Genomic DNA, 20,601 nt, shown 5'->3' with positions numbered 1-20,601 from the left:
TCTCGCTGTGGGTGCACAAAAAAGCCCCGGCTGGTGCCGGGGCTTTCGGATCCGGGGTTAAAATTGTCTGGTCTACATTCCGAGCTTGCTGCAGGCAGACTTGACGGTCTTGATGATCGCGGCGGCAACCTTGTAAGGGTCGGCCTGGGAGTTGGGGCGGCGGTCTTCGAGGCGGCCCTTGTAGCCGGCTTCGACGGTGCCGATGGGGATGCGGATGGAGGCCCCGCGGTCTGAGACGCCATAGGAGAACTTATCGATGGACTGAGTCTCGTGGAGACCGGTCAGGCGTTGGTCGTTGTCGGCGCCGTAGACATCGATGTGGGCCTTGATGCGATCGGGGGTGCCGAAGGCCTGGCAGATCTGATCGAAGACTTCCTTCTTGCCGGCATCGCGCATGACGCCGTTGGAGAAGTTGGCGTGCATGCCGGAGCCGTTCCAGTCGCCCTTGACGGGCTTGCAGTGCCAGCTGATGGCGAGGTCGTATTTTTCGCCGCAGCGTTCGAGGAGGTAGCGGCCGATCCACATCTCATCGCCGGCCTGGGCTGCACCCTTAGCGAAGCCCTGGAACTCCCACTGGCCCGCCATCACTTCGCCGTTGATGCCTTCGACGTTGAGGCCGGCCTCGAGACACATGTCGAGGTGTTCTTCGACGAGTTCGCGGCCGAAGGCGTTCTGGGCACCGACCGAGCAGTAGTAGGGACCCTGGGGGCGGGGGTAGCCGCCCGGGGGGAAGCCGATGGGGAGCCCGGTGGACGGGTCCATGAGGGTGTACTCCTGTTCGAAGCCGAACCAGAAGTCGTTGTCATCGTCGTCGATGAGGGCACGGCCGTTGGATTCGTGGGGCGTACCGTCCGGGTTGAGAACCTCGGTCATGACAAGGTAGCCGTCTTTGCGGCCGGGATCGGGGCAGACGAAGACTGGCTTGAGGAGGCAGTCGGAGCTCCCGCCTTCGGCCTGCTCGGTTGAGGAGCCATCGAAGGACCAGATCGGGCAGTCTTCGAGCTTGCCGCTGAAATCCTTGACGATCTGGGTCTTGCTGCGGAGGCTCTGGGTGGGCTTGTAGCCGTCGAGCCAGATGTATTCGAGTTTCGCCTTACTCATGGTTCTTGCACGCTCCTTAAAAGAATCGAAACAGTTGGGTGGTTGTTACCTGCGACGCATCGGCTGATGGCGACCAGCCTGATTGTGTTGGTCTCTGAGAGTTAAGCCTGTAGTTGTAGCCGAAATCTGGTTGGTGCGTCGGGTGCGATTGCACATATTTAATGCAGCATCTCGGTGTCGCATGAGCCTATCGCACATATATTGGGCATACACCTCGACTTTCAGCACATATGATAGGAGTGGCAGCTCAGCCATGCCACATATTATAGCGAATCGTGGTCAGTCGGGTGCAAGCGTAAGGGTTCCAAGTTGCTGCGAAAGGTGGCAGCAGCTGCTTAAGCTTCGATTTGACAGATGTTTAAGAGAGAATTTGTGTCTTTACGGTACAGGCTGAGCGGTATCGTTGCTGGTCTATTGATCGAACTGCTGATTGATGAGGATGGCTGCTGCCTGTTTGGCGGTGGCGGAGGGTTTGTGGTTGTTGAGTCGCCTGGCGTTGGAGAGAGCGCCGTCGATGAGGAGCATGAGCTGATCGGCCAGGGCTTGGGGGTCGGCGGCTCGGGCTTGGGTCGCGAGGTGTTGGATATATTTGTGGCAGCTGGCTTTATGGTTCGCGGCGGCCTGCCGGGGTTCCTCGTCGGCGCTGGCGTATTCGGCGATGACGTTGAGGAAGGTGCAGCCTTCTGAGGGGTTGGTTTTGACAAAGGCTTCGAGGGCGTCGAAGAGGGCGAGCAGTTTCTCGCGGGGCGTGTCGGCGGCGGCTGCCTTGGTAGTGAGGTACTCGATGAGGGCCTGGTCACGGCGGCGGACGACGGCGGTGACCAGGTCGGCTTTGGTGGGGAAGTGGTTGTAGACGGTCATCTTGGCGACTTCTGCGGCGGCGATGATCTGATCGACGGAGGTTCGCTGATAGCCCTGATTGGCGAAGAGTTTCTGGGCGGTCTCGAGGATATGGTCGCGTTTGGATTTTTTCATGGGTCTTCGGGCGTTCGTAAGTTTGGGATTTTCATGATCTTAGACTGCGTGGCGGAATGATGGATGCACATTTTTACGCAGGCCATGAAATATACTGACTAGTACGTCTATTCTACCCCCGCAGGCGGGCGTTGGCCAGCCACCAACCTTCACTTGAGGCGGATGCCTCAGAACTCATAGGAGCCCTTGCGATGAACACGAACTCACTCCATGGACTGACTGCACGCGGCTTGCTAGCTGCAGGTCTCACCCTGACGCTGACGGCGGGCGTGGCGGCGTCGCCGCTGGACGCGACCTGGGAGGCTCACGGGGGGCTGGATCGGTGGTCGGAGCAGAAGCGGCTGAGTTACACCATGGATGGCTTCCCGCTGACCGCAGAGGTGGCCGAGCGTAGTCGGTCGACGGTGGACCTTCAGCACCGAAAGAATCGTATTGAGAGCTCGGGTTATGTGACCGGGTGGGACGGTGAGCGTGCGTGGGTTGAGCCAGCGGAATCGGCGCTGGGTGGCTTGCCGGCGCGCTTCTACAATCTGGGCTCGTTCTACTTTGCGGGTGTGCCGTTTGTCTTTGGTGATCCGGGCGTGGTCGTCACCGATGCGGGGGAGGGAACGTTTGATGGTCGGACGTACCGGGTGATCCATATCGGCTATGAGGACGGCGTGGGGCACTCGGCGGAGGATGATTATCAGTTGTACATCGATCCCGAGACGGATCTGGTGGCGGTCCTCAATCACAGCGTGACCGAGACGGGCGTTGAGCGTGTGACGTGGGTGTATGAGTCTTACACGGAGGTCGATGGTCTGCTGTTACCCGCGAAGTTGACCTTCTATCCGGGGTGGAATCCTTCAGATCCGGGCGAGGGTGCCAGTTACGAGATCAGCGGGATTGATCTCGGGACCGAACTGCCGGACGCGAATCTGTATGAGGCTCCGAGTGGGGCTGAGATCGTTGAGTGAGTGTTCGTTGCGACGAGCCGGACCCACGGGCCGAGAGGCTCGTGGGTTTTTTGGGTTGCTGGTTGGTCGGAGGCGTGTTGCCGGATGGCGAGTAAGTCGTCGTTCTAATTGCTGGCGGCGAGTTCTTCGATGGCGACGGACATGCGGACGAGTTCGGCGAGGCTGGAGGCTCTCATCTTCTGCATGACGTGGGCGCGGTGGACCTCGACGGTTTTCTGGCTGAGGCCGAGTTCGGTGGCGATCTGTTTGTTGAGCATGCCGCGGACGACGTATTCCATGACGGTGGTTTCGCGGGGCGTGAGTGTGGCGAGTCTTTCTTTGACGGTCTGGACCTCGGTCTGCTGGGCCTGTTCCCGTTCGCAGGCGTCGAGGACTTCGTTAACGCGGGAGAGGAGGACTTCGCGGGGGAAGGGTTTTTCGACGAAGTCGAGGGCACCGGCTTTCATGGATCGGACGGCGTCGGGGACGTCGGCGTGGCCGGAGATCATGATGACTTTGAGCTGGGTGTTGGTGTTGGCGAGTTTCTCGACGAGATCGACGCCACTCATACCGGGCAGGCGTACGTCGAGGAGGAGACAGCCGTGGGCGGTGGGGTCGAGTTGGGCGAGGAACGTGCCGGCGTCGGGGTAGAGTTGGACGGTGTGTCCTTCTGATTCGAGGAGCCAGCGGAGGGAGTCGCGGACGGCGGGGTCGTCGTCGATCACGTAGACGGGGTACTGGGAAGCGTGCGTCATCATGATTCTGAGCCCTGTGCGGCGGGTGCTTGGGTTGCCGCTGTTTTGTGTGCAGCATAGCTGAAACAGGGCGTCATGAAAAGGTCAAAATGTCCTAATCGTTCAATTCGTTGTCGCTGCGGACCGGGAGTTCGATGATCATCTCGAGTCCTTGGGGTTGGCGGCGGTGGGCGGAGAGACAGCCCCTTTCGGCTTCGATGATGCGTTTGGCGATGGCGAGTCCGATGCCCATGCCGTCTTTCTTGGTGGTGTAGAAGGGTTCGAAGATACGGATGAGGTCTTCCTGGGGGACGCCTGAGCCCCAGTCGCGGACGCGGATCTGGACCCATTTCTTGTTGGGGGAGGCCACGGCGCGGACTTTGATCAGTCGGTGTTCGTCCTGCTGGTCGTCGGCGGCGACGGTGGCGTCGATGGCGTTTCTCAGGAGGTTGAAGAGGACCTGTTTGAAGAGGATGGGGTCGCCCTGGATGTGTGGGAGGTTGTGGGCGGCCTGATAGTCGAGGGTGATGTTGGCGTTGGCGAGCGGTCGCTGTACGAGGCTGAGGGTTTCTTCGAGCAGCGGGGTGACTTTGAGTTTGATGGACTGGGTTTCGTGCTTGCGGAAGAACTCGCGGAGTTGGCGGATCACATTGCCGGCGCGTTCGGCCTGCGAGGCGACTTCACGGAGGGGGACTTCAAGTTGCTCGATGGTGGCGTCACCTGACTGCATGCGTTTGATGACGGCGTTGGCGTAGTTGCTGATGGCGGCGAGGGGCTGGTTGAGTTCGTGGGCGAGGGCGGTGGCGGTTTCGCCAAGGGTTGAGATGCGGGCGACGTGGGCGAGTTCTTCGCGGTGCTCGGCGAGCTGCTGTTCGACGAGGTGGCGGGTGTCGATCTCGGCGCGGAGTTCGTCGTTGGCGGCTTCGAGTTCTCGGGTGCGGCGGGCGATGCCTTCTTCGAGTTCGGCGTTGAGGCGGAGCAGTTGTGCCTGGGTGAGTTGGATGTTGCCGATGTCTTCGACCATGACAACGCAGCCGGGGCAGGGTGTGCCGTGGCTGGTGTCGGGGAAGAGTCGAACGCGGATGGCATGTTCCTTTCCGGAGGGGAACCGGATCTGGGCTTCGTACTGGGTGACCTGGCCCTGGGCGGCTTTGAGGCAGTGGGGGTGGATGAGGGCATAAGCCTGCTCGCCGATGAAGTCGCGGATGGGCGTGCCGATGAGTTCGGCCGGGGGTTTACCGAGCCATGTTTGGTAGGCGGGATTGCAGTAGCGGTAGGTTTCGTCGGGGAGGGAGACGTAGGCGACGCAGAATGGCAGGGAATTGAGCATCTGCGTGGGGAGGGTGGCGGGATTGAGATCGCTTGGGGGTGTGGGGGCGGGCATGGTTTTAGTCTGGCGGGGTGGGGGCCGGGTGTAAAGACGGAGTTGGCTGGTTTTGGTGGTGGTTTGACGGTCTGAGGTGGCCGGGGGATGCTACGGGTTCGAGGGGTGTTCTCTCGTGACTGGGTCGGCGTCGCCAGCGTGGTGTCGGCTGATTGGCTGGTTGGTACAGGGCGTCTGCGGCCGGGCTGCCTGTGCGTGTGAGCGTTGACCGACTGGTGTTTTGGTTCATCGGGCCTTCAGAGTTTATTTATGCTTCCTCACGAACCGCAGCGTCGCTCGCAGCTCGGGTTTTTGTATCTGCCGCCCTACCGGGTTCAGGGGATCTCGGTGGCGGGCGAAGAGACGGTGGTTCAGATTCCTGAGTTGGACATCTGTTTTGATATCGGGTTGTGTCCGCGGTCGGCGTTGAGTGCGAATCATGTGGCACTCACGCATGGGCATATGGATCATGCGGCGGCGTTGACGTATTACCTGTCGCAGCGACATTTTCAGGGGATGGGGACGGGAACGGTGCTGTGTCATCCGGAGTTAGAGGGGCCGTTGCGGGGGTTGATGGATGCGTGGGTGGGTGTAGAGAATCAGAAGACGCCTTACAACCTGGTGGCTATGACGCCGGGTGATGAGTTCAAGATCAAGAACGATCACTATCTGCGGGCGTTTGCGACGAATCATACGGTGCCGTCGCTTGGGTTTGTGGTGATGGAGCGTCGGAGCAAGCTGAAGCAGGAGTATGTGGGTTTGCCGCAGCCGAAGCTGGTGGAGCTCAAGCAGAAGGGTGAGGAGATCACACGGACGCTGGAGATCCCGCTGGTGGCTTATCTGGGGGATACGGCGTGGGGTGAGCATTTTGAGCGGGCGGATGTCTTGCAGAGCAAGATCCTGATTACGGAGTGCACGTTCCTCGAGAAGGATGATCATGCGCGGGCGAAGATCGGGAAGCACCTGCATCTGAAGCACATCGCGAAGCTGCTGGAGGTGTCGGCTTCGCAGCATGTGGTGCTGACGCACTTGTCGCGGCGGACGAACATGGGGATCGCGCGGAAGGCGATCGAGCAGCTGATTCCGGCGACGGATCGGGAGCGGTTGTTTGTGCTGATGGATCACCGGACAAATCGACGGCGTTACGAGCAGCAGCTGGCGGAGGCGGAGGCCGAAGCGACGAAGGACGGCGCGTGAGCGGGATGGGGTGCGGGGTCGCGGCGGAGAGCCCGGCTTATGAGGCTGCGGCTGAGTCGCTGGCGTTGTGGCTGGGCGAGCGTGGCGGGTCGCTGGCGGAGGGGTATGGGTTGCGGCTGGGTGTGGAGGGGCTGGCCGTGGTTGATCCTGAGGGGCGTCGGGTGCGGGCGGACTGGACGGGAATGGATGTGCGGTCGGGTCCGGGGCGGAGTTTGAAGGCGCCGCTTTTTCGGGCGGTGGCATCGAGGGGACGTTCGCTGCGGGGGCTGCGGGTGCTGGATGCGACGGCGGGCTGGGGAGAGGATCTTTTGCTGCTGGTGGCGGCGGGGTGCGAGGTGGTGGCCTGCGAGCGTGATCCGGTGGTGGCTCAATTGCTGGCGGATGGGATTCGTCGGGCGGAGGCGGCGGGGATCGTGGAGGGGTTGGCGTCGCGATGTTCGCTGGCCTGGGGGGATAGTGGGATGCTCATGGCGGATGAGGGTGAGGTTGCGTGGCTGTATGGGGATGGGCTGGGGCGCGGGCTGGCGGGGGCGGAGGTGGTGGTGATGGACCCGATGTTTGCGACCGAGCGGAAGGCGGGTGAGCGTCAGGCGATGAAGACGCTACGGGTGTTGGCGGGTGAGGGGGATGCGGCGGCGGATGAGCGGTTGCTTCGGGCGGCGATGGGGCTTGAGGGGGTGAGGCGAGTGGCGGTGAAGCGTGCGCGGCGGGCGGGGGTGGTGGGGGGTCTCGCGCCGCATCATTCGGTTGAGGGGCGTGGGTTTCGGTTTGATGTGTACCTGGGTGGGGATTGAGAGATCAGACTAAACAGGAATCAAAAACCCAGGGCTCTCGCCCTGGGCTCGAAGAGATTAGTGATGGCAGTCGTCGGGGTCATCAGGCGACGGTGACGGCGTCGGCGGGGGTTTGCTCGGTGTGTTTGGGTTGTTTGCCGATCAGAAGGATCTGGGCGGCGATGGCGATGGAGGAGTAGGTGCCGACGAGGACGCCGATGAGCATGGCGAAGCCGAAGCCGTGGACGGCGTCGCCGCCGAAGAAGTAGAGGATGTAGACGGCGAGGAAGGTGGTGAAGGACGTGAGGATGGTTCGGGAGATTGTCTTGTTGATGGAGACGTTGATCATGTCCTTGGTGACGTAGGGGAGACGTCCTCTGGTTTCGCGGATGCGGTCGAAGACGACGATGGTGTCGTTGAGTGAGTAGCCGACGATGGTGAGCATGGCGGCGATCATGGCGGGGTTGAGTTTGAAGTCTTCGAGGGCGAGCCAGCTGAGTTCGGGGATCTGGTAGATCCAGCCGGCGGTGGCAACGAGGCCGAGGGTGATGGTGACGTCATGGACGAGCGCGATGATGGCGGCGGGTCCGTAGCGAAGGGCCGGGAAGTACCAGGTGACGATGGCGAGGACGATGGCGGGTGGGGCGAAGGCGATGCCCATGAGGATCCAGAAGCCGTCGCCTCGGACGGCGATGCCGAAGTACTGGCCGATGACGAGCTGCGCGAGGCCGCCTGCGAAGGTGGCGAGGGCGAGCACGGCGGTGGCGGCTAGGCCTTTGCCGAAGCCGGCGAAGCGGATCCAGATGTAGGCGACGATGCCGACCATCGCGAGGAGGACGGCGGCGATGGCGTTGTTGCGGAGGTAGGAGGCGACCTGGCTGGAGAAGTTGCTGACGGAGTTGAGGGAGGTGTCTCGGCTGAGGGCGTCGACGACGAGAGACCATTCGGTGGCGGCGAGGCCGCTGGTCTCGACGAAGGAGGCGGGGTCTTCGGCGTAGTTGGTGATGTCGTCGCGGGTGACGACGGCGACGGCCGAGTAGAGGGGTGTGCCGTCTTCGGCGGACTGGTCGGCGAGGTCGATGGGGATGACGGCGAACTCGCGGTAGCCGAGGTCTTCGTAGGCGGGCTGGCGGCGCATGCGCTCGATGCGTCGTTCGAGGTCTTCGAGGGTTGCTGCGGGTCGGAGGTCGTCGAGCACGATGGCGACGCCGCCGAGGTAGGCGGTCACGTCGGCGGTGACGTCGGGTCGGTCGATGTTCTCGCCGAGGGAGGCGATTTCGCCGTCGGCTCGGGCGATGGGGAAGGCGGGTGCCTGGCCGATATCGTCGAGGTCGGAGCCTTCGAAGGCGATGGGGCGTGTGGTGTCGAGGACGTCGGTAAAGGCTGCCTTGACGGCGGCGGAGACGGCGTCGGGGTCGGTGATGAGGGTGGCGACGCTGAAGCCAGAGGCCTGGGTTCCTTCGATGTCGCCTTCGGGGACGACGGCGGCACCGATGAGGAGTTCGAGGTCGGCGGGGTCGCCGGGCGGGTCGGCCTGGAGCCCGACGGCGATGGCGGCTTCGTAGTCTTCCTGCTGTCGGGCGATGCGTTGGGCGGACTCGCTTTCGATGTCGATGACGACCTGGAGGAGTCGCTGCTGTTCGGGGTCGAGCGTGGAGGCATCGAAGTTGTCGGCATCCATGAGGCGGGCGACTTCGCCGAGTGATTCGACGCGCTGGCGTGCTTCGGCGTTCTCCATGAGTTGTTCGTTGGAGAGGGTGAAGCTGACCTGGGTGCCGGAGCGGAACTCGATGTCGAGGAGGTCTTCGCCACGCTCGTTGACCATCCAGATTCCCCAGATGATGAGGAAGACGGAGAGCGGGAGCACGATCCAGCGGAGTCCGATCCAGTCGAGTTTCGGCTGGAGCAGGTGGCGGATGGGCGGGAAGAGGGTGGGTAGCATCGGCAGGGAGCGGACCTGGCCGAGGTAGAGCTCGATGATGACGCGGGTGGCGAAGAGCGAGGTGAAGAGGGAGGCGACGATGCCGATGCCGAGGGTGTAGGCGAAGCCGCGGATTTCGGAGGTGGCGGTGGCACCGAGAATCACACAAGTGAGGAGGGTGGTGAGGTTGGCGTCGAGGATGGAGGAGAAGGCTTTGTCGTAGCCGTTGCGGACGGCGAGGAGGAGGTCGCGTTTCTTGTCCTGGAGTTCTTCGCGGATGCGTTCGAAGATGAGGACGTTGGCGTCGACGGCCATACCGATGGTGAGGACGATGCCGGCGATGCCCGGCAGGGTGAAGGTGGCTCCGAGGAGAGCCATGACGCCAAGGATGATGACGATGTTGAAGGCGAGGGCGAGGACCATCGCGAAGCCGGGGACGAGGTAGTAGAGAAGGACGAAGACGCTGACGGCGACCAGCGAAATCTGTGCGGCGGAGGTGCCCTTCTGGATGTTGTCGGCACCGGCGGCGGAGCCGGTGGTTTTGATGGAGACGGGGAACTCGGAGAGCTGGCCTTCGAGTGAACCGGCCTTGAGGGTTCGGAGGAGGTAGGTGAGTTCTTCCTGGGAGAAACCGCCTGGCCCGCCCGAGATCTGGCCGTTGCTGCCGATTCGGCTTTGGAGGGTGGGTGCGGAGATCACTCGGCCGTCGAGGACGATGGCCATGGGCTTGAACTGATTGGGCCCGGTGATCTGTGACATCAGCTGTCCGCCGAAGTCGTTGAGGGTGAAGGCGACGGCGGGCTGGCCGATTTCGTCCTGGCTGGGGCTGGCTCCGATGAGTCGCCAGCCCTCGATGTCGTGGGTGAGTGATTTGTCTCGGGTGTTGGCGAGGAGGATGTAGAGGTTGCCGGCGTATTCGGTGAGGACGATTTCGTCGCCGGCGTCGAATTCTTCGGGGTCGTCGATCTGGAACCAGCGGAAGGGTCGGTCGGAGCCGGCTCGTGGCCCGCGTTCCTGGATCTGTTCGAGGTATTCGGCGGCGTTGATTTCGTCGGCGATGGCGGCGATGCGGAACTCGAGGACACCCGAGCCGCGGAGCAGGGCGATGAGGTCATTGGGGTCGTCGAGGGGGCCTTTGACTTCTTCGTAGGCGGTCCAGGCATCGACGACGGTGCGGAGGGCTTCGGCGCGGTCGAGGTGGGCTTCAACGAGTTGCTGCTTGGCCTGCTCGCGGAGGGTGAGGCTGTTGGGGTCTTCGGGGTTGACGCGGGTGAGGGGCTGGTCGAGGACGCGTTGGATTTCGTGGGGTTCGACGTTGGCGGCGAGGATGGCTTCGCGGGCCTGGGCGCGCTGCTCGCGGGCGTCGAGGTACTGGGTGGTGGCGGCGGTCATGGCGTCGAAGAGCCGGTCGACTTGTGCGCGGAGTTCGTCGATGCCTGGGGTGCCTTCGACCATGGCGTCAAGGCGTGCCTGGGCCTGGGCGAAGGCCTGGGTGGCCTGGCGGTATTCGGGCTGGATGTTGGTGAAGAAGTCGTGGGAGGCGGCAAAGGCCTGGAGTTGTTCGAAGTAGGCCTGATCACCGTCGGCGAGGGCGGTGATTTCGCGGTTACGGGCGTCGGTGTCGAGTCGAACGATGGCGTCGAGTCGGCGGGGGTCGATGTTGCGTTCCAGGACGACCGCGCGTTGGGCGTAGAACTCTTCTCTGCGTTCGCGGGTTTCGGGGCTGGCGAGTGCCATCTGGACTTCGACACGGTTGCCGGCGACGCGTCGCCAGACGAGGTTTCGTGTGCCGGTGGGGTCGATTCGGTCGCGGAGGACATCGATGGTTTCGTCGATGACGGTGGCGGGGTCACGGCCGGAGGGGATGTCGACGGTGTAGACCAGCGTGGTGCCGCCGGCGAGGTCGAGTCCGGGCTTGAGTCGCTGCTGGGGCGGGTAGAAGGCGGCGAAGCAGAGTCCGAAGACGAGTAGGACGAGGATCCATTTCCAGGCAGGCACGTTCATGGCGGATTGATTCCGGGTCGGCTGTTGGTTGAAACTTGCGTGTTGGTTTGCGCGGTCGTGTTGTTTTTAGTCTTCGGAGAGGACGGCCTGGACGGCGCTGCGTGCGAGTTTGATTTTGGCGCCGCCCTCTTCGTCGATCTTGATGACAACTTCTTCGTCTCGGAGGGTGGTGACGGTTCCGAGGATGCCGCCGATGGTCTGGATCTTGGCACCCTTGGTGATGCTGGCGAGCATCTGGTCGCGTTTCTTCTTTTCCTTGGACTGTGTTCGCCAGGAGAAGAAGAGGATGAGGACCATGAACCCGATCATGAACAGCAGGAGGTATTCCATGCCGCCTGAGGCGGGCTGCTGTGCGGTGGCGGGCGCGTTGGGATCGACGGGTATGCCGCCGGGCGCGGCGGGTGCCATGGTCGGGGTGTTGCTTGGGATGACGGGTGGGGCATCGTCGGCGGCCTGGGCGATCCAGACCGGGTAAGGATCAGGCATCTTGGTCTTGCTCCTGGAGGTCGTTGGGCCCCTGGTCTGGTGATCCGGCGTTGTCGTCACGGGTCACGGGCCAGTTCTGGGCCACGGCTGACCATGTGTTATCCCGTATCGCGGAGCGTATGTCCAACATCAACCGCTGGAAGTGGCGGAGGTTGTGGAGGGTAAGGAGGATGGGTCCGAGCATCTCGCCGGCGACGAAGAGGTGGCGGAGGTAGCTGCGGGCGTAGCCGCCTGTGGGGCTGGCGGCGAGATCGGGGGCGTCGGGGGTGGGATAGGCGGGTCCGAGGCAGGCGGGGCAGTCGCAGGTGGGGTCGATGGGACGGGGGTCTTTGGCGTATTTGGCGTTGCGGAGGCGGATCTGGCCTGTTGGGGTGAAGGCGTTGGCGTTGCGGGCGTTTCGGGTGGGGAGGACGCAGTCGAACATGTCGACCCCGGCGCGAACGGCGGTGACGAGATCGCGTTCGTAGCCGACGCCCATGAGGTAGCGGGGCTTGTTTTCTGGGAGGAGGGGTGCGGTGTGGGAGGTGACGCGTTTGAGTTGTTCGTAGCCCTCGCCGACGGCGACGCCACCAATGGCGAAGCCGGGGAGGTCGTGCTGGGTGATCTGCTGGGCTGATTGGGATCGGGCTTCGAGGTCGATCCCGCCTTGGACGATGCCGAAGAGGGCCTGATCTTCGGGGCGCTGGTGGGCTTTGATGCAGCGTTCGAGCCAGCGGGCGGTGCGTTCGTTGGCGTGTTGGAGGCGTTGGGCGTAGTCGGCGGAGTCGATGGCGTGGCGGGGGGTTTTGGGATCGCCTTCGGTGACGGGTGCGGGCGGGCAGTCGTCGAAGGCCATGATGATGTCGGCGCCGAGGGCGTTCTGGGTGTGGATGGAGCGTTCGGGTGAGAGATGGATGGATCGGCCGTCGAGGTGGGATTTGAAGCGGACGCCGTCGTCGTTGATGGCGTTCTTGTCGGCGAAGGAGAAGACCTGGTAGCCGCCTGAGTCGGTGAGCATGGGTTTCTGCCAGCGGGTCCAGTGCTGGAGACCGCCCATGTCGGCGATGAGGTCGGGGCCGGGTCGGAGGAGGAGGTGGTAGGTGTTGGCGAGGATGATCTGGGCACCGATGGCGGTGACGGCGGTGGGGAGTTGGCCTTTGACGGTGGCGGCGGTGCCGACGGGCATGAAGGCGGGGGTGTCGAAGCCGCCGTGGGGCGTCTCGACGCGGCCGAGTCGGGCTTTGGAGCCGGGGTCGGCGTCCTGCTTGATGAGGGTGTAGCTGAGCGCGGGCATAGCCGTGCAAGGGTAGCGGATCGGTCAGCCGGCGCGGCGTTTGCGGTCGGTGTCGCGTTGGAGGGTCTTGCGCTCGCTGCGGGTGAGGGACTGGATGCCCTTGTCGCGGACCTTATCGAGGATGCGGTCGACTTCCGCCTGGTCTTTGGCGAGCTGGTCGGCCTGGATTTGTGAGAGTTTGCGGTTGATGAGTTCGCGGGGGGAGCTCATCGAGAGGCCGTCGGCGAAACCGAGCCAGCCGGGGTTTTTGATGAGGAAGAAACCGAGGAGGGCGCCGCCGAGGTGAGCGGCTTCGCCGCCGTCGTTCTGCGCACCCGCCAGTACAGAAAGTGCAGCGATGCCGAGGAAGATGAGGGCCATCGTGCGCATGCTGAGGGGAACGGGCGGGATGAGCAGCATGACGCGGAGGTTGGGAAACAGGACGGCGCAGGCGGCGAGGATGCCGAAGAGTGAGCCGGAAGCGCCGATGAGGATAGCGCTGGGCGGCATCATGATGAGGCCGGGGATCGCGCCGAGGAGGGAGGCGATGATGGCTCCGGAGACGCCACAGAGCAGGTAGAAGGCGAGGAAGCGGCGGGAGCCGAGGGTCTGTTCGAGGAGGGGGCCGAAGAAGAAGAGGCCGATCATGTTGAAGAGGATGTGGAAGAGATCGGCGTGGAGGAACTGGTAGGTGAAGAGTCGCCAGACCTGGAGGCCGTAGATGCCCTCATCGACGGAAAAGTAGCCATAGGGGAAGAAGCCGAGGGCGGAGCCGCGGCGGCTGCCGAGCATGATGCTGTCCCAGACGAAGACGACGGCGTTGATGATGAGGAGCCATTTGACGACGGAGGCACTGGCGAGTCGTCCGCCTGGGCGTGGGTTGAACCCGCCTGGTCCGGGTCGGTTGTAGTCTCGGTTTTCCCAGCTCATGGGTGGATTCCATCGGTGAATTTGGCTGCGTAGAGCAGTGCGGTGATGGTTTTGGCGTCGGCGATGGTGCCTTCTCTGATCATCTGCATCGTCTGAATCCAGCTACGGCGTTCAGGGATGATGCGTTCGGTGGGATCGAGGGATTGCTGGGTGCGGGTGAGGTTGGTGGCGAGGAAGGCGTGGATTCGCTCGGTGCAGAGGCCGGGGCAGGTGACGAAGTCGGTGAGGGGCTGGATGGTCTGGGCCCGATAACCGGTTTCTTCTTCGAGCTCGCGGCCGGCGCAGGTGAGGGGGTCTTCGCCGGGGTCGATGGTGCCGGCGGGGAGTTCCCAGAGTTCGAGGTCGAGGGCGAAGCGATGGTTGCGGATGAGCAGGACGTCGCGGTTCTCGAAGAGCGGGAGGACGACGACGGCGTCGTTGGGGTGGATGTACTGGCCCATAACGGTGCCGCCATCGATGTGGGGGATGGGCGCCTGCATGAGCTTGAAGCGTGGGTGGCTTGAGATTTCGGATCGCTGGCCGTCGGTCATTGGGCGAGGCTCGGGGCGAGGTAGTCGCTTCGGAGGCTGCCGGACTCGGCGGTGGAGGATTTGATGTCGCAGGGGTGGGCGTCTTCGCCGAGACCGAAGTCGGCTTCGTAGAGTTCGGCGAGTCTGGTGAGGACGTCTTCGGGGAGGGTGTCGCCCTGGCAAGCGGAGGCGTAGTCCTTGACGTCTTCGATCGACAGCAGGTTAGGCTCGATGGAGACGATGCCGGGCTGGCTGGCGAGCCATTTGGTGGCGAACTGGCGGAGGGTGAGTCCCAGGTCGGCGGCGAGGGGTCGGATGAGGTCGTTTTTCTTCAGTCCGTAGACAAGCCAGTTCTTGTCGCGGAATTTGCGGTGATCGCGGGGCTCGAACTTGTGGTCGGGGGATTTGAATTCCTCATCGAGAATGCCGGAGTTGGTGGGGACGCGGGCGAGTATGCCCCCCTTCCCGGTTTGTGCGGCGATCTCGCAGAGCTCGCGGCCTGGGGCCTGTTCATAGAGGTTGTAGACGGTCTGGACGGTGGCGGCGTTGCGTTCGATGAGGGCCTGGTGGCCTTCCTCGCGCCAGCCGATGGCGGGGCCGAGGGCGACGCCCCAGTGCCGGATCTTGCCTTCGGTTTTGAGTGCTTCGAGGGTGTCGAAGAGCTCATCGGTGTAGTGCGGGAGTTTGATGTTGTGGGCCTGGTAGAGGTCGATGCAGTCGATCTCCAGGTCTTTGAGGGATTGCTCGAGTTCGCGGCGGACGTTGTCGGGGGAGAAGTTCTGGGTGCGCTCGCGGTGGGAGCCTTCGGTGCCGGGGTCGGCGACGAGGTCGTAGCCGAACTTGGTGGAAACGATGAGTTTGTCGCGGCCGACGTCTTTGATGGTCTTGGCAAGGAGTTTTTCGGCGCGGCCGTTGCCGTAGGCGGGGGCGGTGTCGAAGAAGTTGACGCCAAGGTCGACGGCCTGGTTCTGCATGGTGACGGCCTGTTCGTCGGTGAAGTCACCCCACCAGTTGGTGCCGAAGACGAAGTTGCCGAAGGCGAGGAGGGAGAGGGAGAGGTCGGTGCCTGGAACGGTGCGGAGGTCCATGGTGATGCTTTCTCTGGGCTCGATGGTCTGATTTAGTTGGATTACTGGGAGGATTGTAGCCCGTCGGGCGGGGTGGTCGGTTGGGCGGGGTTCAGGGCTCGGTCGGCGAGGTCGCGGAAGCGGGGTCGGAGTTCGGGCCCGCCGAGGTTGGGATTGATGCGTTCGAGGCGTCGGACCTGGGGGGCGATCTGGGCGACGCCGAGTTGCAGGCGTTCGAGGACGAGGAGACGGCGTAGCCAGGAGCGCCACCAGCGGGGCGGGAAGGGTGGGGCGTCGTAGCCCTGGATGATGCGGTCGGCGAGGAGTGCAGCGGCGGAGAGTGAGGCGTGGTCGCCGACCCGGATGCGGGCGACCTGAGCGAGTTCGATGGCCTCGGGAGTAGCGAAGTCGGCGTCGATGAGGGACTCCGCGGTTTCGGCGGCGGCTCGGGGGTTGTTTTCGAGCAGGTGGACGCAGGCGAGCAGGAGTTGTGCTGCGTAGCGTTCGGCTCTGGCGGTGGGTTCGGCTTCCTCGGGGTCGATGTTGGCCGTGCTGCGAGCGGCGACGCGCCGGGCGAAGGCGAGGAGCTGGGGATCGGCTGGGGGAGGGGGTGCGACGAGTTCGGGTGGGTCGAGTTCGAGGGCGGCGACGGGGGTGAGGCGCTCTTCGATGGCGCTTAGGAGATCGATGGCGAGTCGGCGGACGGGCTCGGCGTCAGGTGGGAGGCTGTCGAGCTGATCGGCGGTGTCGGTGAAGCGGTTCTGGTTGAGGAGGAAGCGTGTGCGGAGGACAGCGGTTTCGAGGCGGGCACCGGGGCGGGCGTCGGTGTCGAGGGCCTGGTCGAGCCAGCGCTCGGCGACGGGGTAGTCGGACTGGTCGGCGGCGAGTTGGGCTCGGATCAGGCGTACGCGGAACAGGGCCGTGCGCGCGCCGTCGCGTTGGGCGGCGGTGACATCGGGGTTCTGCATCTGTCGGGGTGCTTCGGCGTCGATGCGGGCGAGTTCGACCTGGAGCTGCTGTCGGAAGCGGCGGCGGACGGGGGGATCGCCGGACTCGATCGCACCCTTGCGGAGAGCGAGCAGGAGCAGGGGTTGAGCCTGCCAGTAGCCGGAGGCTTCGAGTGGGACGCTGCGGTAGAAGGCGGCGATCTCATCGGGCGGGGTGCTGGCGCGGTCGAAGTGGTGCGCGGCCATGAGGATGTGGTTGGGTGTGTCGGTGAGCAGGATCGGGTTGCGGTCGAGGACGGTCTGGAGGGATGTGGCGAGGCGCAGGGGCATGGGGTTGTCGGCGTCGGTGAGGAATGTGTTCTGGTGAGGCCAGAGGAGGTCGGCGGCGTTGAGGCTGGCGGTGACGGCGAGGGGTGAGCGGTTGTTCTGATCGGCGAGGGCCAGGAGTTCATCGGCGGCGGTGATGGCGTCTTCGGCGGTGCGCTGGGAGGCGGCGAAGGTGGCGAGGGTCTGAATGCGGGCTGCTTCGGCGCGGGGAGCGGAGAGCAGGCTTGGGTCTTCGGCGAGTGTCTGGGCGATGCGGGCGACCCAGCCGACGCGATCGAGTTGGTCGGGTGTGAGTACAGAGGTGGGTGCGAAGGCGAGGGCTTCGACCGGGTGCACGGGGAGTCTTGACCAGGCGGCTTCGAGGATCTGGCTGCGGAGCCAGAGGGGCAGTTGGGCGAGGGTCTCGGTGGTGTCGTCGGCGAACTGGTTGAGCCAGCGTTCGGCGAGGGTGGCGCGGATCCATTCGACACCGGGCCCGCCGGCTGTGAGGGGGCGGTAGCGGTCGAGGATGTCGAGGGTCGATCCGGTTTGGCGGAGCGGGGCGACGTGCCAGTCGGCGACGAGGAGCCGCCAGGCTGCGTCCTCGGGTCGGTTAAGGCGTCGTTCGAGGCGGCGGATGGTCTGGCTGCTGGCGGGGTCGTCGAGTTGTCGCAGGGCCTGCGCGGCGGTGAGGAGGGCGAGGCGGTGAGGGCCGTCGTCGGGGTAGGGATCGGCCTGGAGGATGTCTGCGAGGCGATCGAGGGCTGCCTGTGGATGGCCGAGGCCGAGTTGGATGCGGGCCTGGAGGATGGTGACGGGCGGGGGCGTGGGGCGGTTTTGGAGTTCTTCGATGATCTGGTCGAGGGCGGCGAGGGCGTCGGAGCGGTGTTGGTTGGCTGGTACGCCGGGTAGGAAGCCGGCGGCGTGGCCGGCGGTGGCGAGGGAGAGGAGCAGGCGCCATCGGAGGGGTGCTTCGACGGTTTCGTTGTCGTAATCGAAGGCTTCGATCTGCTGGATGATGAGGGGGATGGCGTCGGCGAGGGCCTGGCGTTGGGCGGGCGAGGTGACGCCAAACTCGTGGGCCGGGATGGCGAGGCTCTGGAGGGCGCCAAGGTTTTCGTAGAGTTCGGCCTCGGCCCAGTCGGCGAGGTTGGTGGGGTGGTTTTCGGCGTCGGGGAAGTTCAGGACGAGTTGGCGGAGGGCGTCGATGCGGGCGCGGGCTGCGGCGGCGCGGTCCTGTGGGGCGGCGTTGGGGTTGGTGACCTGCTGGCGGCTCTGGTCGATGCGTTCGGCGAGGTCGTCGATAGAGAGGTCCTGAGCAGCAGCGGGTGTCAGCAGGCAGGCGATGAGGATGAGTACTCTGCAGAGGCGATCGATCACGGCTGTGGCTCCGGATCGAGAGCGACGGCGCGTAGGCCTGCGAGTCTGGCGGCGTCAGCGAGGTTGACGGCGAGCCCCCAGGGTAGGCCGTCGCTGAGGCTGAGCAGGACAGGGTCGGTGGGCATGATGTAGCCGGGCCCGGAGGAGCCGTTGGGGTTGAAGACGAGGCGCTCGACGGAGGTTTGGAAGGTTTCGAGATCGGTGACAAAGCCAAGGCGGCCTGGGACGCTGGCGCCCCAGCCGTCGGCTGTGGCGACGACGGTGATGCGCACGGGCTGGACCGGGAGCCGTTCGGGCGTGGCGGCGGCGGGATCGGAGGAGGGGATGGGTACGTCGAGTTCGGCGCGGTCGGGGGTGATGTCTAGGGCGACGACGAAGTAGATCAGCAGAAGGAAGACGATGTCGACCAGTGCGACGGGCAGCGCGGTGATGCCGGAGCGGGGTTTGCTGAAGCGGGTGGTGCGGTGCTTCATGGTTGCCCCCCTGCCGTCGTTGCATTGGCCTCCGTACGTGGCCGGGTGGCGGCGACGCGGATGGCTTCGATGCCGCTTTCGCGGAGGGTGTTGAGCAGTGTGCGTGCGGTGGCCATGGGCAGGTCGGCATCGGCGCGGAGGAGGACGGGGACGCCTGGTGTGCGGGATCGGTCTGCGGCGACGGCGGCGGCGATCTCGGCGGCGTTGTCGAAGGATGCTTCGAGCGACTGGTAGCGGAGGGTGGCCTGGGCGGTATCAAACGGGTCGGCACCGGCGTAGGCATCGATGACGTACTGCTCGGGCGGCTGGAAGTCGGGCTGGGCGGTGAGTTCGAGTTCGGGGAGGCGGGCGGCATCGGCGCCGGTTTCGAAGCGGGTGCCGACGAGCATGAGAAAGACGATGAGCAGGAAGACGACATCGACCAGCGGCGTGAGCGGCAGGGAGAGGGGCTTGCGGTCGAAATGGCGGTTGAAACCGCTCATGCGTGGCGTCCTCGGATGCGGGCGGGGTTAGGCCTGGGTGGTGGTGTCGGTTTCGCCGCCGGCCTGAAGGAGGCCGGAGAGGCGCTGGGCCATGGCGAGGGCTTCGGAGAGTTTCTGTTCGATCGAGGAGAGGAGGATCTGGGCGATGATCGAGGCGGGGATGGCGACGACCAGTCCCCAGAAGGTGGTGACAAGGGCGGTGGAGATGCCGGCGGCGAGCTTGAGATCGCCGCCGCCTGCGGGTCCGGATTCGACCAGGGCGACGAAGGCTCGGATCATGCCGTAGACGGTGCCGAAGAGGCCGACCATGGGGGCGACCTGTCCCATGAGGGCGATGAGTTCGGCGGGTTTTGAGAGGCGTTGCCACTCGATGGCTGCGGCTTCGTCGGCGGCGTGGCGAGCGGCTTCGCCATCGGGCGCGGTGGTGACGGCACGGGTGAGGCGGCCGAAGACGCCTTTGAGGCTCTGTGCGGCGGATCTTGCTTCGCGGGCGTCACCTCGGCGGGCGGGTGCTAGTAGGAGGCTGTCGGCGTTGCGGGGGATCTGTAGTTCGGATCGGGCACGGGTCCAGGACCATATAGCGATGGCGACGCCGGTGAAGGACATGAGCCAGAGGATGGCGAGGATGACCTGGCCGAAGCTGTCGCCTGCAATGAAAAACATGGTGACGCCCGAGCCGGGTTCGGCCTGTTCTGCCTGGGCGATGAGTGTCACGAGCGGATGGGTCATGCTGAACGGTCTCCTGAGGCGTTGGGCACTCGGATGTTAACGGCGGTTGTGTGGCCTTAGGGGAAGAGGGGTTCGGGATCGGGTTGGACGATGCGGTAGTTGCCGTTGTGGGCGGCGGCGATGCGGGCCATGATCGAGTTGGGGCCTTCGTCCTCGGGTTGGGGTCGGAGGTGGATGGTGTGGATGACGGCGCGGCCGTTGTTGGCGGCGGCGACGCGGGGCAGGATCTGTTCGGCACCGATGGAGCCGGCGAGACCGTCGGAGAGGAATAGGATTTCTTCGACGCCAAGGTTTAGGGCGCGTTCGAAGGCGGGGATGGGGTCGGAGCGGCCGCCTGGGCGGATGGCGGCGGTGTCGTTGGTGAGCCAGGCGCGGATGCGTGCGGTGGTGGCGGGGTCGGCGGGCTTAAGTCCTTCGGGAGGTGCTTCGACGAGGCCGCGGCTGGCGAAGATGAGCACGGTGAAGGACTGGCTGGGGTCGAGGCCGGAGATGGCGTTTCGGAGTTCGGCGAGGATCTGGGGGAGGTCGGCGGCGGAGGAGCCGGAGGCGTCGACGACGTAGGCGACTTTGCTAGATCGCGCGGCGATGCCGAAGAAGGAGGCGGCTCCGGGGTTGGCCGAGCCGAGGAGGTCGGGTGAGCCGAGGCTGGGCGGGGTCATGCTGGCGGCGGAGAGTCCGGGCGCGGCGACGGCGCCGGGTGCAGGTCCCGGGGCGACGGCAAGGGCCATGCTGTCGGAGAGTGGGGTGCCGAGGCTTTCGGTCAGTTCGGCGGTGATGGGCGGGGCGTCGAGGGGCGCTGGGGCGGGTGCGAGCATGACGACGGTTTCGGCGGGTTCGGCGGTGGTGGTGGGGATTTCGGGGTCGAGGGGGGCGATCTGGATGAGATAGACCAGGGCCAGGGCGAGGATGCCGTGGACGGCGGCGGAGATGGCCCAGGGTTCGATGGCCCTGCGGAGTCGGGTGCTGGCGGTGGCAGGAGAGGACGTGCTCATCGGGTGTTATTGTGCGTCAGCGGGGCTTGGCTTGCAGTGAGAGCC

General features: G+C 64.6%; 18 protein-coding genes. 3 read left to right on the top strand and 15 right to left on the bottom strand.

What is annotated here, in order from left to right; genetic code table 11:
- Positions 1 to 72: 72 nt before the first annotated feature.
- Positions 73 to 1,101, bottom strand: coding sequence for a glutamine synthetase beta-grasp domain-containing protein (locus ACQZAB_RS10285; protein ID WP_428389427.1), 1,029 nt, complete (start codon positions 1,099 to 1,101; stop codon positions 73 to 75).
- A gap of 411 nt (positions 1,102 to 1,512) precedes the next feature.
- Positions 1,513 to 2,076, bottom strand: a complete 564-nt coding sequence (locus ACQZAB_RS10280) for a TetR/AcrR family transcriptional regulator (RefSeq protein ID WP_428389426.1) — start codon at positions 2,074 to 2,076, stop codon at positions 1,513 to 1,515.
- A gap of 191 nt (positions 2,077 to 2,267) precedes the next feature.
- Here ACQZAB_RS10280 and ACQZAB_RS10275 point away from each other — a divergent pair, with 191 nt between their 5' ends.
- Entirely contained in the window at positions 2,268 to 3,032 is a 765-nt protein-coding gene (locus ACQZAB_RS10275) for a DUF6503 family protein (RefSeq protein WP_428389425.1), read from the top strand.
- A gap of 104 nt (positions 3,033 to 3,136) precedes the next feature.
- On the opposite strand, the gene ACQZAB_RS10270 is transcribed toward ACQZAB_RS10275, so the two are convergent.
- Together ACQZAB_RS10270 and ACQZAB_RS10265 are read right to left on the bottom strand one after the other, a co-directional pair.
- Positions 3,137 to 3,766 carry a response regulator transcription factor gene (locus tag ACQZAB_RS10270; protein ID WP_428389424.1) on the bottom strand — a complete coding sequence of 210 codons (630 nt, stop codon included), beginning with the start codon at positions 3,764 to 3,766 and terminating at the stop codon, positions 3,137 to 3,139.
- A gap of 94 nt (positions 3,767 to 3,860) precedes the next feature.
- A complete protein-coding gene (locus ACQZAB_RS10265; RefSeq protein WP_428389423.1) occupies positions 3,861 to 5,129 on the bottom strand; it encodes an ATP-binding protein in 1,269 nt (422 codons plus the stop codon).
- A 249-nt stretch (positions 5,130 to 5,378) separates the two neighbouring features.
- Here ACQZAB_RS10265 and ACQZAB_RS10260 point away from each other — a divergent pair, with 249 nt between their 5' ends.
- Both ACQZAB_RS10260 and ACQZAB_RS10255 read left to right on the top strand, forming a co-directional pair.
- Positions 5,379 to 6,305, top strand: coding sequence for an MBL fold metallo-hydrolase (locus ACQZAB_RS10260; protein ID WP_428389422.1), 927 nt, complete (start codon positions 5,379 to 5,381; stop codon positions 6,303 to 6,305).
- Between the two features lie 5 nt (positions 6,306 to 6,310).
- On the top strand, positions 6,311 to 7,099 hold the full coding sequence (locus ACQZAB_RS10255) for a class I SAM-dependent methyltransferase (protein WP_428390156.1): 789 nt from the start codon (positions 6,311 to 6,313) through the stop codon (positions 7,097 to 7,099).
- 82 nt (positions 7,100 to 7,181) lie between these two features.
- Here ACQZAB_RS10255 and secD read toward each other — a convergent pair whose 3' ends face one another.
- The 11 genes from secD to ACQZAB_RS10200 all read right to left on the bottom strand — a co-directional run bounded on the left by secD (position 7,182) and on the right by ACQZAB_RS10200 (position 20,556).
- Positions 7,182 to 11,003 carry a protein translocase subunit SecD gene (secD, locus tag ACQZAB_RS10250; protein WP_428389421.1) on the bottom strand — a complete coding sequence of 1,274 codons (3,822 nt, stop codon included), beginning with the start codon at positions 11,001 to 11,003 and terminating at the stop codon, positions 7,182 to 7,184.
- Positions 11,004 to 11,069: 66 nt separating this feature from the next.
- The gene (gene yajC, locus ACQZAB_RS10245; RefSeq protein WP_428389420.1) at positions 11,070 to 11,489 is read right to left on the bottom strand and encodes a preprotein translocase subunit YajC; all 420 of its coding nucleotides are present in this window, start codon (positions 11,487 to 11,489) and stop codon (positions 11,070 to 11,072) included.
- Positions 11,482 to 12,762 carry a tRNA guanosine(34) transglycosylase Tgt gene (tgt, locus tag ACQZAB_RS10240; protein ID WP_428389419.1) on the bottom strand — a complete coding sequence of 427 codons (1,281 nt, stop codon included), beginning with the start codon at positions 12,760 to 12,762 and terminating at the stop codon, positions 11,482 to 11,484. Before tgt ends, yajC begins: the two co-directional genes overlap by 8 nt.
- A gap of 24 nt (positions 12,763 to 12,786) precedes the next feature.
- On the bottom strand, positions 12,787 to 13,671 hold the full coding sequence (locus tag ACQZAB_RS10235) for a rhomboid family intramembrane serine protease (protein WP_428389418.1): 885 nt from the start codon (positions 13,669 to 13,671) through the stop codon (positions 12,787 to 12,789).
- Positions 13,668 to 14,201, bottom strand: coding sequence for an NUDIX hydrolase (locus tag ACQZAB_RS10230; protein WP_428389417.1), 534 nt, complete (start codon positions 14,199 to 14,201; stop codon positions 13,668 to 13,670). The genes ACQZAB_RS10235 and ACQZAB_RS10230 overlap by 4 nt, the downstream gene beginning before the upstream one ends.
- On the bottom strand, positions 14,198 to 15,268 hold the full coding sequence (locus ACQZAB_RS10225; protein ID WP_428389416.1) for an aldo/keto reductase: 1,071 nt from the start codon (positions 15,266 to 15,268) through the stop codon (positions 14,198 to 14,200). Before ACQZAB_RS10225 ends, ACQZAB_RS10230 begins: the two co-directional genes overlap by 4 nt.
- A 41-nt stretch (positions 15,269 to 15,309) precedes the next feature.
- Positions 15,310 to 17,880 (bottom strand): hypothetical protein, encoded by a 2,571-nt coding sequence (locus ACQZAB_RS10220; protein ID WP_428389415.1) that lies wholly within the window; start codon positions 17,878 to 17,880, stop codon positions 15,310 to 15,312.
- Positions 17,877 to 18,353 carry a biopolymer transporter ExbD gene (locus ACQZAB_RS10215; RefSeq protein ID WP_428389414.1) on the bottom strand — a complete coding sequence of 159 codons (477 nt, stop codon included), beginning with the start codon at positions 18,351 to 18,353 and terminating at the stop codon, positions 17,877 to 17,879. Before ACQZAB_RS10215 ends, ACQZAB_RS10220 begins: the two co-directional genes overlap by 4 nt.
- Entirely contained in the window at positions 18,350 to 18,835 is a 486-nt protein-coding gene (locus ACQZAB_RS10210) for an ExbD/TolR family protein (protein ID WP_428389413.1), read from the bottom strand. Before ACQZAB_RS10210 ends, ACQZAB_RS10215 begins: the two co-directional genes overlap by 4 nt.
- 27 nt (positions 18,836 to 18,862) lie before the next feature.
- Positions 18,863 to 19,564, bottom strand: coding sequence for a MotA/TolQ/ExbB proton channel family protein (locus tag ACQZAB_RS10205; protein WP_428389412.1), 702 nt, complete (start codon positions 19,562 to 19,564; stop codon positions 18,863 to 18,865).
- 56 nt (positions 19,565 to 19,620) lie between these two features.
- On the bottom strand, positions 19,621 to 20,556 hold the full coding sequence (locus tag ACQZAB_RS10200; RefSeq protein WP_428389411.1) for a hypothetical protein: 936 nt from the start codon (positions 20,554 to 20,556) through the stop codon (positions 19,621 to 19,623).
- Positions 20,557 to 20,601: the final 45 nt, after the last annotated feature.

It is taken from the genome of Mucisphaera sp. (genome assembly GCF_965279675.1).
Taxonomy (GTDB): Bacteria; Planctomycetota; Phycisphaerae; order Phycisphaerales; family Phycisphaeraceae; genus Mucisphaera.
This window is presented reverse-complemented; position numbering and strand designations above follow the sequence as displayed.